Source organism: Aeromonas rivuli (assembly GCF_000820045.1).
Lineage (GTDB): Bacteria > Pseudomonadota > Gammaproteobacteria > Enterobacterales > Aeromonadaceae > Aeromonas > Aeromonas rivuli.
The window spans coordinates 1-13113 of the sequence record NZ_CDBJ01000052.1 but is presented as its reverse complement, the minus strand read 5'-3'; the positions used below and the strand labels follow the sequence as shown (position 1 = coordinate 13113).

Annotated in this window: 11 protein-coding genes and 3 tRNA genes; 3 read left to right on the top strand and 11 right to left on the bottom strand. The window is 60.4% G+C overall.

Annotated elements, in window-relative coordinates; all coding sequences use genetic code 11:
* Positions 1 to 255: 255 nt before the first annotated feature.
* The 11 genes from BN1130_RS11050 to BN1130_RS11000 form a co-directional block, all read right to left on the bottom strand.
* Positions 256 to 341: transfer RNA gene (locus tag BN1130_RS11050), tRNA-Leu, on the bottom strand.
* A gap of 41 nt (positions 342 to 382) precedes the next feature.
* Positions 383 to 456: transfer RNA gene (locus tag BN1130_RS11045), tRNA-Cys, on the bottom strand.
* Between the two features lie 35 nt (positions 457 to 491).
* Positions 492 to 567, bottom strand: a tRNA-Gly gene (locus tag BN1130_RS11040).
* 218 nt (positions 568 to 785) lie between these two features.
* A complete protein-coding gene (gene pgsA, locus BN1130_RS11035; protein ID WP_042042074.1) occupies positions 786 to 1340 on the bottom strand; it encodes a CDP-diacylglycerol--glycerol-3-phosphate 3-phosphatidyltransferase in 555 nt (184 codons plus the stop codon).
* Positions 1341 to 1510: 170 nt separating this feature from the next.
* Positions 1511 to 3364: an excinuclease ABC subunit UvrC gene (gene uvrC / locus BN1130_RS11030; RefSeq protein WP_042042073.1), complete on the bottom strand. Its 1854-nt coding sequence runs from the start codon at positions 3362 to 3364 to the stop codon at positions 1511 to 1513.
* A gap of 118 nt (positions 3365 to 3482) precedes the next feature.
* A complete protein-coding gene (gene uvrY, locus BN1130_RS11025) occupies positions 3483 to 4127 on the bottom strand; it encodes a UvrY/SirA/GacA family response regulator transcription factor (protein ID WP_005904670.1) in 645 nt (214 codons plus the stop codon).
* Positions 4128 to 4330: 203 nt separating this feature from the next.
* A complete protein-coding gene (gene kdsB / locus BN1130_RS11020) occupies positions 4331 to 5083 on the bottom strand; it encodes a 3-deoxy-manno-octulosonate cytidylyltransferase (protein ID WP_042042072.1) in 753 nt (250 codons plus the stop codon).
* On the bottom strand, positions 5080 to 5268 hold the full coding sequence (locus BN1130_RS11015; RefSeq protein ID WP_042042070.1) for a Trm112 family protein: 189 nt from the start codon (positions 5266 to 5268) through the stop codon (positions 5080 to 5082). The genes kdsB and BN1130_RS11015 overlap by 4 nt, the downstream gene beginning before the upstream one ends.
* Entirely contained in the window at positions 5252 to 6238 is a 987-nt protein-coding gene (gene lpxK / locus BN1130_RS11010; RefSeq protein ID WP_042042069.1) for a tetraacyldisaccharide 4'-kinase, read from the bottom strand. Before lpxK ends, BN1130_RS11015 begins: the two co-directional genes overlap by 17 nt.
* Positions 6238 to 8019, bottom strand: a complete 1782-nt coding sequence (gene msbA / locus BN1130_RS11005) for a lipid A ABC transporter ATP-binding protein/permease MsbA (protein ID WP_042042068.1) — start codon at positions 8017 to 8019, stop codon at positions 6238 to 6240. The genes lpxK and msbA overlap by 1 nt, the downstream gene beginning before the upstream one ends.
* Positions 8020 to 8049: 30 nt before the next feature.
* Entirely contained in the window at positions 8050 to 10260 is a 2211-nt protein-coding gene (locus tag BN1130_RS11000; RefSeq protein ID WP_042042067.1) for a DNA internalization-related competence protein ComEC/Rec2, read from the bottom strand.
* Positions 10261 to 10287: 27 nt separating this feature from the next.
* Here BN1130_RS11000 and BN1130_RS10995 point away from each other — a divergent pair, with 27 nt between their 5' ends.
* From BN1130_RS10995 to BN1130_RS10985, 3 genes are all read left to right on the top strand, one after another.
* Positions 10288 to 10818 carry a DUF2062 domain-containing protein gene (locus tag BN1130_RS10995; RefSeq protein WP_042042066.1) on the top strand — a complete coding sequence of 177 codons (531 nt, stop codon included), beginning with the start codon at positions 10288 to 10290 and terminating at the stop codon, positions 10816 to 10818.
* Positions 10815 to 11300 (top strand): DUF2062 domain-containing protein, encoded by a 486-nt coding sequence (locus BN1130_RS10990; RefSeq protein WP_042042065.1) that lies wholly within the window; start codon positions 10815 to 10817, stop codon positions 11298 to 11300. The genes BN1130_RS10995 and BN1130_RS10990 overlap by 4 nt, the downstream gene beginning before the upstream one ends.
* 161 nt (positions 11301 to 11461) lie before the next feature.
* Complete coding sequence (locus BN1130_RS10985) at positions 11462 to 12985, top strand: helicase HerA-like domain-containing protein (RefSeq protein WP_042042064.1); 1524 nt, start codon at positions 11462 to 11464, stop codon at positions 12983 to 12985.
* Positions 12986 to 13113: the final 128 nt, after the last annotated feature.

Here is a 13113-nt window from a genome sequence, read left to right as displayed (position 1 = left end):
ATCTCCCGTGTGTTTGCTTGGGGGTACTTGCACACACAGGGGTATCTGTCACCACGGCACAGCCCAGACAGAGCAAGGGCTAGGCACGTTTGGGGGTACTTTTAACCCCTATCAGAACCAATACCCCCAGATGTACCCCCATAGATGGGGGTATGTTGTGACTGGATATGATACGACAAGACATAACAAAAAACCCGCATAGCCTTAAGCTATGCGGGTTTCAGATATGTTTTGATACAGTATGATATTCTAATATGGTGCCCGAGGCCGGAATCGAACCGGCACGCTCAGAAAGCGAGGGATTTTAAATCCCTTGTGTCTACCGATTTCACCACTCGGGCACCGCAATCGGTATCAAGCTCATGATGCGAGCTTATCAATATGGAGGCACGTTCCGGAGTCGAACCGGACTAAACGGATTTGCAATCCGCTGCATAACCGCTTTGCTAACGCGCCATGCAAAAGAGAGTTGGCTCTCGATTGTCTAAATTTGGAGCGGGAAACGAGACTCGAACTCGCGACCCCGACCTTGGCAAGGTCGTGCTCTACCAACTGAGCTATTCCCGCAGGGTCTGGCATAACGCCTGACTACGAGACGCATTCTAGCGATGCTGGCTCACCAGTCAACCCCAAATATTTAATACTCTGATCGTTCGACCATTTTTTACTCTTTTTGTCTTTTTTCAATGCTTGTTGTCATTACCTGGACCCAAAGCACTAAACCATCACTCTTGCTCCAGACCCGCTCGCTGGCGCGGGCCCAGAACATGGCAGTGTGTTTTCGATCAGAAACGGGAGTGGTAGGTCAGATCTCCCCAGGCCGCGCGCAGGTACTGGAACATGGACCAGAAGGTGAGCACTGTCGCGACATAGAGCAGCAGGTAAGAGCACCATACCATCCAGATGTCGTATTGCCAGATCAGGCCGGTGAGCGAGGCCATCTGGATCATGGTCTTCCACTTGCCAATCCAGCTTACCGCGACCGCGGAGCGCTTGCCGAGCTCTGCCATCCATTCGCGCAGGGCCGAGATGATGATCTCGCGCCCTATCATGGTCATGGCGGGTATGGTGACCCAGACGGTGTTGTAGTGCTCGACGATGACCACCAGGGCGGCAGCCACCATGATCTTGTCGGCGACGGGATCGAGGAAGGCACCGAAGGCGGTGGACTGGTTGAGCTTGCGGGCCAGGTAGCCATCGAACCAATCGGTGGCGGCCGCCAGGAAGAAGACGATTGCCGCCGCCAGATAGGACCACTGGTAAGGCAGGTAGAACAGGACGACGAAGACGGGGATCAGCAATATCCGGAAAAACGTCAAAAGATTAGGAATATTTGTCATTATTTTCAGCCACTTCTTGTATGCCGCTAGATGGTAGCCCCAAGCCGGTTGCCATGACAACCGGGCTGACACCCGCCTTAGTTTATTAATCCATCAATAACCTTGAAATACCGGGTCATTATGGCATTTCGGTCCCCTCCCCGTCACGGCCCTTATGCATGCCACCATGCTCAATGGCCGTGCAGCGCTTCATGAATGGCCTGTGCCAGTTCGGTGCTGATGCCGGGGACCCGGGCCAGATCATCGATACTGGCCTTCTTCACCTCCTGCAGACCCCCCAGATATTTGAGCAGCGCCTGACGCCGTTTCGGTCCCACCCCCGGGATCTCTTCCAGGGTACTGGTGGTACGCGCCTTGGCGCGGCGCGCCCTGTGACCCGTGATGGCGAAACGGTGGGATTCGTCGCGAATGTGCTGAATAAGGTGCAAGGCAGGCATGTCTGCCGGCAGATGAAGCTCTTCATGGCTCTCCCCCATGATGAGGGTCTCCAGCCCCGCCTTGCGGGTTACCCCCTTGGCAATGCCGATGAGCAGGGGGTGCTTGCCCCCCAGAAAATCCAGCTGGCGAGCCAGGATCTCCTCGGCGCGGCGCAACTGCCCCAGACCGCCATCGATAAAGAGCACATCCGGCACCTTGTCCGGCTCCTGCTGCTTGCCAAAGCGGCGCTCCAGCACCTGCTCCATGGCGGCATAGTCATCGCCGCCGGTGATCCCCTCTATGTTGAAGCGACGATACTCGGCGCTGAAGGGCCCCTCCCGGTTGAACACCACGCAAGACGCCACGGTGCGCTCCCCCATGGTGTGGGAAATATCGAAACACTCCATGCGATTGATGGGGCCATCGAGCTCGAGCAACTCCTCGAGCTGGGCAAGACGCGCCGCCATGGTGCTCTGGTGGGCGAGCCGCGAGCGCAGCGCACTCTGGGCGTTGATGGCCGCCAGCTTGATGAAACGGGCGCGCTCGGCACGGGTGCGACTCTGTACCCGCACCTTGTAACCCGCGGTCTGGCTCAGGGTGTCGGCGATGAGTGCCTCATCCTCCAGGGCCACATCGAGCAGTACTTCACTCGGGATCTGGCGTCCCCCCTGCCCCGACAGATAGAACTGCAGCAGGAAGGATTGCACCACCTCATCGAGGTCGGTATCGGCGGGCACCTTGGGGAAATAGCTGCGCGAGCCGAGCACCTTGCCCTGGCGAATGAAGAGCACATGAATACAGGCGGTACCTTGTTCGAAGGCCACCCCGACCACATCCAGCTCATCGAGCACGTTGCCGCTCACCGACTGCTGCTCGGTCACCTTGCGCAGCGCCTGGATCTGATCCCGATAGCGGGCCGCCTCTTCGAAGCGCAAGTCGCCGCTGGCAGACTCCATCTTGCCCACCAGCGAGCCTATGACCTGATGATTTTTGCCCGCCAGAAACAAGCGGGCCAGCTCGACCTGCTGGGCATACTCCTCTTCGCTCACCAGACCGGCCACGCAGGGACCGGCGCAGCGCTTGAGTTGATAGAGCAGGCAGGGGCGGCTGCGGTTGGCATAGACCGCATCCTCGCATTGACGCACCGGGAATATTTTCTGCATCAGGTGCAGACTCTCGCGCACCGCGCCCCCTGAGGGGTAAGGGCCGAAATAGTCCCCCTTTAACTTGCGGGCCCCCCGGTGCAGGCCGATCCGCGGATGGCGGTGGCCGGTGATGACTATCCAGGGGTAAGACTTGTCATCGCGCAGCAGCACGTTGTATCGCGGCTGATATTGCTTGATGAGGTTGTGCTCGAGGATCAGTGCCTCGGTCTCGGTATGGGTCACCGTCACCTGAATATCGCTGATCTGGCGCACCAGGGTACGGGTCTTGATGCTGTCGACCTTGCTGCGAAAATAGGAGGCGAGCCGCTTCTTCAGATCCTTCGCCTTGCCCACATAGATGACAGTGCCGCCGCTGTCATACATGCGGTAGACGCCGCTCTGGTGGCTGACCACCTTGAGGAAGGCTTTGCTGTCGAAGGAGGAGGATGGGCTGGTCGTCATAAGGCACTCGGCGTGGCAGCGAAACAAAAGACTTGGATGGCAGCAGCTTACCTCGTCGCCGCCCAAGAACGCAAAAGGCGGCTCAAGCCGCCTCCTTATATTTCACTCTCATCAATCGTCACAGGGTATCAGCATCGAGCATGCCATAACGAATAGCCAAGTGAGTCAGCTCTACATCACCATTGATATCGAGTTTGCTGAACAGCCGGTAGCGGTAGCTGTTGACCGTTTTCGGGCTCAGGTTGAGCTGCTCTGAAATATCGGTCACTTTCTGCCCCTTGGTGATCATCATCATGATCTGCAGCTCGCGCTCGGACAGAGACTTGAAGGGGTTCTCGTCGGCGGAGGCAAACTGGCTCAGGGCCATCTGCTGGGCTATCTCGGGGGAGATGTAACGCTGACCAGAGTGCACCAGGCGAATGGCGTGGATCATCTCTTCCGGCGCGGCACCCTTGGTGAGATAACCGGCGGCACCCGCCTGCATCACCTTGGTCGGGAACGGATTTTCAGAATGAATGGTCAGCACTATGATGCGGACATCGGGCCGCAATCTCAGGATCTTGCGGGTCGCTTCCAGCCCGCCGATCCCCGGCATATTCATATCCATCAGGATCACATCCGGGTGATGTTGACGGCAGAAAGTGACCGCCAACTCGCCACTCTGTACCTCGCCCACCACCTTGATACCACGGACGTCTTCCAGAATGCGTCTTATCCCTGTACGCACCAACTCATGATCATCGACCAGGAATACATTTATCACCCAAACACCCCGTTTCTTATCTTGTTATGTGCCAGTTAGGGTTAACACGGCGTCTTGCATCATAACCAAACTGATCGATTTGGCAAATCATGGCGGGGAAAAGTTTGAGGAAGTACATGAATAACGTTATTAATCAAATAATTATATAAGCCATCAACAAAAAACGGCATCCGAAGATGCCGTATTGGTCATGGGCAGCGTCATCAGGATACCGCCAGCAGGGCCCGTACCTTGTCCAGATCGGCCTGGGTATCGACCCCCACCGGCGGCGCTTCCAGCGCCTGAGCCACATGGATCTTTTCGCCATACCAGAGCACCCGCAGTTGTTCGAGGGATTCCACCTGTTCGAGCTGACTCGGTGCCCAGCCCACATAGCGCTCGATGAAGCCGGCGCGATAGGCATAGATGCCAATATGGCGCTGGTACCAGGGGCCGGCCTGCTCCTTGCTGGCAGCGAAACCGTCTCTATCCCAGGGAATGGGGGCGCGGCTGAAGTAGAGGGCATAGCCATCCTTGTCAGTCACGACCTTGACCGCATTGGGATTGAACAGCTCCTCCGCCGCCAGGATCGGCACCGACAGGGTTGCCATGGGCGCGCTGGCCCCCGCCAGGTTGTCGGCCACCTGGCGGATGATCGCCGGGGGAATGAGCGGTTCATCCCCCTGCACATTGACCACTATGGTATCGGCGGCAAAGCCGTAGTGACGGCACACCTCGGCCAGGCGCTCGGTGCCAGACTGGTGATCCTTCGAGGTCATGCACACCTCGACCCCGCTCTCGCACAGGGCTGCGCGCACTCGCTCATCATCAGTGGCAACGATGACTCGCTCTGCCCCGGACTGGCGCGCCTTGGCCACCACATGGGCGACCATGGGCTGGCCATGGATGTCCGCCAGGGGTTTGCCCGGCAGGCGGGTCGAGGCGTAGCGGGCCGGGATGACCACCACGAAGCTCATGAGGGCAGCTCATCGCTGGTCAGGGTGCGGGCACGATTCTCCAGCAGCACGGGGATGCCCTCTTCCAGGGGATAGGCCAGTTTGTCGAAGCGGCAGATGAGCTCATCCGCTTCCTTGTGGTATTGCAGTTTGCCCTTGCAAACCGGGCAGGCAATGATGTCGAGCAGCTTAATGTCCAGTGCCAAAACGAGACTCCTTCAAGGATTTCAACAGGGTGTCGAGCAATGCCTGAGGCAGCTCGGCACTGACCGGCAGATACCACCAATGGGGCTGCGCGAAGGCGCGGCACTTGACGGCATCTTTCTCGGTCATAAACAGGGGACGATCGGCGAAACGGGCGAGCAGCTCGCTGGGATCGAAGGGGTGATGATCCGCGTAACCCTGAGCCTGGCGCAGCTGATAGCCCAGTTCGGTCAGAGTCGCAAAGAAACGAGGGGGATGGCCGATGCCCGCCAGGGCATCGATCTCGGGTCCCAGGGGAACATCCGGGGCAGAGTCGTCCAGCACCCGGCGCGGCGCGGCCGCCACCAGCTGCATGCCGTACTCCCCCAACTCGGGTTCACCACCGTTGCAGAGCACGGCATGCACCCGTTTAAGCCTGGAAAGGGGCTCACGCAGCGGCCCCATGGGCAGCAGACAGCGGTTGCCGAAACGGCGCATGCCATCCACCACCACCAGCTCGATATCCCGCGCCAGGGCATAGTGTTGCAAACCATCGTCGGTAATGATGATGTCCACCTCACCACTTGCCTCGAGCAGTCGCACCGCATCGGCCCGTGTGGGCGCCACCACCACGGGGCAGCCACAACGGCGGGCAATGAGCACCGGCTCGTCCCCCGCCTCTGCGGTCGTACTGCCAGCATCGAGCCGATATGGGTAATGGGGGGCCTTGCCGCCATAACCGCGACTGACCACGCCGGGTCGCCAGCCTCTTGCTTGCAGTTGCTCCACCAGCCAGATCACCACCGGCGTCTTGCCATTGCCGCCGACCGAGAGGTTGCCCACCACGATCACCGGCAGGCTGGCGCGATAAGCCTCCAGCCAGCCACGCCGAAAAGCCAGGCGGCGCAGACCGCTGATGAGACCAAACAGCAGGGCAAAGGGGGCCAACAGCCAGCGCCAGCCACTCTGCCCATACCAGAGCCGATCCAGCATCAGCCTTTATGTCCCACAGGCACGTCGCCAAACTGGATGGCGCGCAGCTGGGCATAGGTGCCACCGTGGGTCATCAGGGCCTCATGATTACCGCGTTCGACGATGCGCCCCTCATCAATTACCAGGATCTCGTCCGCTTTCTCTATGGTGGAGAGACGATGGGCGATCACCAGCGAGGTGCGCGCCTTGCACAGCTCGTCGATGGCGGCCTGAATGTGACGCTCGGATTCGGTATCCAGTGCGGACGTCGCTTCATCGAGCAGCAGCACCGGGGCATCGCGCAACAGGGCGCGGGCGATGGCGATCCGCTGGCGCTGACCGCCAGACAAGGAGGCGCCATTCTCGCCCACCACGGTATCGTAACCGTCGCTCATCTTGCTGACGAACTCATCGGCGTGGGCCACCACGGCGGCATGGCGGATCTGCTCGAGGCTGTAACGATCGCCGGCAGCATAGGCGATGTTGTTGGCGACACTGTCGTTAAACAGGTGCACATGCTGGGAGACCAGGGCGTATTGCTTGCGCAGATCGCTCAAACGGTACTCCTGAATGTTGACCCCATCGAGCAGGATCTCCCCTTCCTCTATGTCGTAGAAACGGGTCAGCAAGCTGGCGATGGTGCTCTTGCCAGAGCCGGAGCGGCCCACCAGCGCCACCGACTTGCCCGCCTCGACCTTGAAGCTGACATTGTGCAGCGCCGGGGTCTGCTTGGTCGGGTAGGTAAAGGTGACATTGCGAAACTCGATCTCGCCCCGGGCCCGGTCCAGGGGACGCGTGCCGGTATCGGGCTCAGGCTGGCTGTCAAGCAGGCCAAACAGGCTCTGGCAGGCGGTGATGCCTTTCTGGAACTGGTTGTTGATGTCAGTCAGGCTCTTCAGCGGCTTGAGCAGCATCATCATCGAGGTGATCATCACGGTGAAGGTACCCGCGGTCAGGGTCTCGCGCACCCCGTCGACGGTCGCCGCATAGAGGAAGACCGCCAGGGCGATGGAGGCCACCATCTGCACCACGGGCGTGCCGATGGCGTTGGCCGCGACCATCTTCATATTCTGCTGGCGCATGTGGTTGCTGACCCGGAAGAAGCGCTTGGACTCCACCTCCTGACCGCCAAACATCAGCACCTCCTTGTGACCCTTGAGCATCTGCTCGGTCGAGGTGGTGATGTTGCCCATCGCCTTCTGGATCTGGCGGCTGATGGTGCGGAAACGGCGGCTGATGAAGCTTATCAAGACACCGACCACGGGGCCGACCACCAGGAAGATGATGGAGAGCTGCCAGGAGTGCCAGAACATCAGGCCCAGCAGACCGATGACGGTCGCCCCTTCCCGCACGATGGAGACCAGGGTCGAGCTCGCCGCAGAAGAGACCTGGCTGGCGTCATAGGTCACCTTGGAGAGCAGGGCACCGGTATTTTGCTGGTCGAAGAAGCTCATCGGCATGGCCATCAGGTGGTTGAACACCTGCTGCTGCAACTTGAGTACCACATGGTTACCGACCCAGGCCATGCAGAAGGTGGAGAGAAAGGTCGCGACACCGCGCAGCGCGACTATGCCCAGTACGAAGAAGGGCATCCAGGTCAGCACCGTCTTGTCGTTGCCATTGATGCCCTGATCGATCAGCGGCTTGATGGAGTAGACAAAGGCAGTATCGACCGCCGCATAACCCAGCATGCCAATGATGCCGCCCGCCAAGCCCAGCTTGCGATCGCGCACATAGGCGAGCAGCCGCTTGAACACGGGCCAGCTCTCTTGAGAGGTATCTTGAGAGTTATCTTGTTGCATGAATCGCCGTTATAAATGGGAAATGACGGGCTATTCTAGCCAAAGCTGTGGTTTCCACCAAGCTCCACTGCGTCGATACCAGGGCCCGGCATCTCGCTCACCCCGGATCTCAAGTCCATTTGACCCCACCTCGATCAATATCGCCCCCGACTCCCCACTGATCCATTGCCGTGAGTCGGGTACCAGGGCGCGATAGCGTGCCACGATTTCAGGACGAGGAAAGTGCCAGCGATTCATGAAACCGGCGCTATGCACAACCTCGGTGGCCGCCACCGCACTCACAAAACCCGGTGTTGAGGAGGTTTTGCTGCCGTGGTGCGGGCTGACCAGCACAGTGCTGCGCACTCCCTCCCCCTCCAGTGCCAACAGGCGGGTCTCGGCCTCCCGCTCAATGTCGGCGCTCAGCAGTACGCTCACCTGCCCGTCGCTTATCTGCAATACGCAACCATCGTTGTTGCGCCCGGCGCCACTGCGCTCAGGCCACAGCATGCGCAGCGTCAATCCTTGCCACTGCCACTGCTGACCACGTCGACAGGCCTGGGTGCTGGCCGAGAAAGCGTAAGACGAGTACTCGGCCCTGACCGGCAGCGCCGCGCGCAGGGCCTCCCGATTGCCCGCATGATCCCGGTCTCTGTGACTCAATATCAACATATCGAGCTCATCGACCGATAATCGATACAACATCGGCAAGATGGCCGCGTCCGCCATGTTGTAACCACCGGGAAAGCGATCGCCGGTATCAAATAGAATGTGATGACCACGACTGCTGAGCAGCACCGCCAGCCCCTGCCCCACATCCAGCACGCGCACCTGCCAGCTCGGCGCAGTTGGCCAGCCGGCGAGCAAGGCGGCCACAAGCAGCGGCAACCCCAACCAGCGGCCGCCAGGCAGCGTCCAGGCTATCCAGCCCAGCAAAAACAAGATGCTGAGCGGCAGCGCCCAGCCCGGTACCGGCCACCAGAGTGCCCACTGTCCATTGAGCCACTCCAGGCTGACCATGATATAGCCGAGCGCCCCATCGGCCAGCCAGAACAGACCATGGGCGAGGCTCGGGGAGAAGAGACTCACCAGCACGGCAATGAGCGCCACCGGGATGATAAAGAGGCAAAAGAGTGGCAGAGCCAGCAGGTTGATGAACAGCGCCAAGGGTGCCACGCCCTCGAACAACGCGAGTTGCAGTGGCAACAGGCCGAGCAGCAAGAGGCCTTGCAGCCGCAGCAGGCTGGGCCTGCCATAGAGGTAACTCGCCCCCATCAAGAGCGCCACCGCCAGGAAAGAGAGCCAGAAGCCCGCGGCAAAGAGCGCAAAGGGATCCCACAACAAGATGGCCACGAAGGCCAGCAACCAGACCCGATAAGGGGGCCAATCCCGCTTCCAGACTCGCAGTATGCTCCAGACCAGCACCATGATGAGGGCCCGCTCGGTCGCCACTGCAAAACCCGCCAACCAGCTGTAAGTGGCAGCAAATAGCAAGGTGCCGACCAATGCCCCTTTCAAGCCAAACAGCCGTCCCAACCAGAAACCCAACACCGCCACCAGGGCGATGTGCTGACCCGAGATGGCGATGATGTGGGTCAGGCCTGCGCCGCGAAACAGCTCCCATTGCCTATCCGAGATGCCAGCTTGCTCGCCAAAGGTAAGCGCGCTGAGCAAAGGCGCCTGCGCCAACCCTTGCCAGGCTTGCCCGGCGCTGGCCAGCCAGCGGGCCCGCAGACCGGGTGGCTCGCGGTCAACCCTGATGAGGCGACGCAAGTTGCCCGTCGCGCTGATCCCCTTGCCCAGCAACAGACGGCGGCCATCCATGCCAGCCTCATTGGCCAAACCGTGGGCGGGTTTGAGAGAGGCGACCAGTGTCAGCGTCGAGCCCGGTGTCAGCTCGGGTAAAGTTTGGTAAGCATTGATGCGCACCGAGGGAGGCAGGGGTAAGCTGCGACCATCCAGCTCGATGAGCTTGAGCCGCAGCCGCGTAAATTTATTATCTTGAGGCTCTGCACTTTGCACCTGTGCGGTTATGATGTGGCTCGCCTGCTCCCCCAGGGTGTCCAACCAGGAGAGCCGTGCCTGCATGTTGACCTGCATCCAGAGGATGCCCAGTACCAAAAACAGCAGCCGCCAGGCGCGTATAAAACAGAAGGGGATCAGCAGGGACAGCCATAATCCCCCCCATTGGAATGAAGGCAACCATGGCCAAAGCAGACAGGAGCTTGCCCCGAGGGCAAACGACAATAGACGCAGATCCATGGAGCAAGTATTTAGCAAGGTTTCATTATGCCCAAACATCTCATTAAACGCTGGATGCCGGATCATAAAACGCTCAAGGAACACAAGCACTTACGTCTTTTCGGTGACCTGCTGCTCGATGCCAACCTCTGGCATCTGAACCGTCGCTCCGCCGCTGGCGCCTTCGCGGTCGGCCTCTTCATGGCCTGGATCCCCGTCCCTTTCCAGATGCTGTTGGCCGCCGGTGGCGCCATCCTCTTTCGCGTCAATCTGCCGCTCTCGGTTGCCCTGGTCTGGCTGACCAATCCCCTCACCATGCCGCCGCTGTTCTACGCCGCCTACGTGGTTGGCTGCCATCTGCTTGGCCAGCCCTCCCAGCATATCGAGATTGAATTTACCTGGAGCTGGCTGACATCTGTCTTCGAGACCATAGCCCCGCCCCTGCTGCTCGGCTCCCTGGTGCTGGCTATCCTCAGTTCCATCACAGGCTATGTGGTAGTTCGCGGCCTCTGGCGGCTGAGCATAGTGCGTCAATGGCGCAATCGCAGCGCAGACAAGTCAGGGGTGGACAAACCATGAACGCCCACTGGCGTAGCCGGTTCCGGATAACCCCGGAGCAGCTGCGCCAGCACAAGTGGTTTGCCCTGTTTGGGAAGCGCCTGTTCGCCCCTGAACTCTGGCAGTCGGGCACCCGGGCTCTGTCCGGCGCCTGCGCGGCCGGTCTGTTCGCATCCTGGATCCCCCTGCCGATGCACAGCTTGATCGCCGTGGGATTGGCACTGCTGTTTAGCCTCAACTTGCCCCTGGCACTGCTGGCGGTCTGGTTCAACAATCCCGTTACCCTGCCCTTCATGTATCTGTGGGCTTACCGCACCGGCTGCGCACTGCTTCAGCTGACCCCGGCCCCCTTCCATCTGGAGTGGTCGCTGACCTGGTTCGAACAGGAGGCCGCCACGCTGCTGCCCCCCTTCCTGCTCGGCAGTCTGTTGCTTGGTCTGCTGACCGCGAGCCTGGGAGGCCTGCTTTGCGCCCTCCTGCTCAGGCTGTTTCGCCGTCATTGAGCCGGCGAAAACCGGCATGATCCCAACCGCCCCCTCGCGATAGCCGTCTCCTTCGGCCTCCCTTATCTTCCGCCCTGCCCGTCCCTTGTCAGGGGCCCATCTTGGCACCACACTGAGTGCAATCAATCGGTTGCTACTCGAACCTGCCACAAGGAGCTCCCATGGCTGACCCCCTGATCCTCGCCTATGCCGGCAAACACCCTCTCTCACTGCTACCCGCCAAGGCCAATCGCCATGGCCTGATAACGGGAGCAACCGGGACTGGCAAGACAGTGACATTGCAAGTGCTGGCGGAGGGCTTCTCCAATCAGGGGGTCCCCGTCTTTCTGGCTGACGTGAAGGGCGATCTCAGTGGCCTCGGCGCTATGGGTACCCGTTCCGCCAAGCTCGAGGAGCGACTCGGCCAGATGGGCATTGCGGCCCCCACCTTTGCCGCCAGTCCCGTGGTGTTCTGGGATCTCTATGGCGAGCAGGGCCATCCGGTGCGCGCCACCATCTCCGATATGGGTCCCTTGCTGCTCGGGCGGTTGCTTGGCCTAAATGATACCCAGAGCGGTGTATTGGAGCTGGTGTTCAAGGTGGCCGATGACGAGGGGTTGTTGCTGCTAGACCTGAAAGACTTGCGGGCCATGGTGCAGTTCGTCGGCGAAAATGCCAAACGGCTCACCACCAGTTACGGCAATGTATCGAGCGCGTCTGTCGGCGCTATCTTGCGCAATCTGCTCAGTCTGGAGCGCGCCGGGGCCGATCACTTCTTCGGTGAACCCATGCTCGATATCCAGGATCTGCTGCAGACCGATGAGCAGGGCCGTGGTCACATCAACGTCCTGGCGGCGGATAAGTTGACCCAGTCGAGCCGCCTTTACGCCTGTTTCCTGCTCTGGCTGCTCTCCGAACTGTTCGAACAGCTGCCCGAGATTGGCGATCCCGATAAACCCAAGCTGGTGTTCTTCTTCGACGAAGCACATCTCCTCTTTACCGATACCCCCAAGGCGCTGCTGGAAAAAATAGAGCTGGTGGTACGGCTTATTCGCTCCAAAGGGGTGGGCGTCTACTTCGTGACCCAGAGTCCGGCCGATATCCCGGCCAGCGTATTGGGCCAACTCGGCAACCGGGTACAGCATGCGCTGCGGGCCTTCACCCCGCAGGATCAGAAAGCGGTACGTATCGCCGCCGATACGCTCAGGGCCAATCCGGCCTTTGACGCCACTGGTGTCATCACCGAACTCGGCGTCGGTGAAGCGCTGGTCTCGACCCTGGATGAGAAGGGCAGCCCCCAAGTGGTGGAGCGCGCACTGATAGCGCCCCCCGCCAGCCGAATAGGCCCGCTGACGGCCCCCGAACGCCAGGCTCTCATCAAAGGCTCCTTGCTGTTTGGTCAGTACGAACAGACCCAGGACAGGGAGTCAGCCTTCGAGCGGTTGAAAGGGCAGGCTCAAGCCGCGCCTGAGTCAGCTCCCCAGCCCGGTCAAGCCCCCGAGCAAGCCGAGGGTGACGGCGGCCTTTTTGGATCCATCGGCGAGATACTGTTTGGCCGCACCGGCCCCCGGGGGGGTCAGCACGATGGGGTGGTGCAGACGGCCGCCAAGAGTGTGGCCCGCACCCTGGGGAACGAGATGGGGCGCCAGCTGGTACGGGGCGTGCTCGGCTCCCTGCTCGGGGGCAGCAGCAAGCGTCGTCGCTGATAGGGATATATAAATGAAGAGAGGCCCGCACATGGCGGGCCTCTCTGTCTCTGACGTCAGCCGCTCACTCAGGAACGGTCAAGGCAGCGCTCAGATCACCTTGGCGATTGTATAGGCTCTAGTGAATC

Excerpts from the sequence above, each read along its gene's own strand:
- pgsA (WP_042042074.1), bottom strand. The coding sequence starts at position 1,340 with ATGACAAATATTCCTAATCTTTTGACGTTTTTCCGGATATTGCTGATC.
- BN1130_RS11000 (WP_042042067.1), bottom strand. The coding sequence starts at position 10,260 with ATGGATCTGCGTCTATTGTCGTTTGCCCTCGGGGCAAGCTCCTGTCTG.
- kdsB (WP_042042072.1), bottom strand. The coding sequence starts at position 5,083 with ATGAGCTTCGTGGTGGTCATCCCGGCCCGCTACGCCTCGACCCGCCTG.
- BN1130_RS10995 (WP_042042066.1), top strand. The coding sequence starts at position 10,288 with ATGCCCAAACATCTCATTAAACGCTGGATGCCGGATCATAAAACGCTC.
- uvrC (WP_042042073.1), bottom strand. The coding sequence starts at position 3,364 with ATGACGACCAGCCCATCCTCCTCCTTCGACAGCAAAGCCTTCCTCAAG.
- BN1130_RS10990 (WP_042042065.1), top strand. The coding sequence starts at position 10,815 with ATGAACGCCCACTGGCGTAGCCGGTTCCGGATAACCCCGGAGCAGCTG.
- msbA (WP_042042068.1), bottom strand. The coding sequence starts at position 8,019 with ATGCAACAAGATAACTCTCAAGATACCTCTCAAGAGAGCTGGCCCGTG.
- BN1130_RS10985 (WP_042042064.1), top strand. The coding sequence starts at position 11,462 with ATGGCTGACCCCCTGATCCTCGCCTATGCCGGCAAACACCCTCTCTCA.
- lpxK (WP_042042069.1), bottom strand. The coding sequence starts at position 6,238 with ATGCTGGATCGGCTCTGGTATGGGCAGAGTGGCTGGCGCTGGCTGTTG.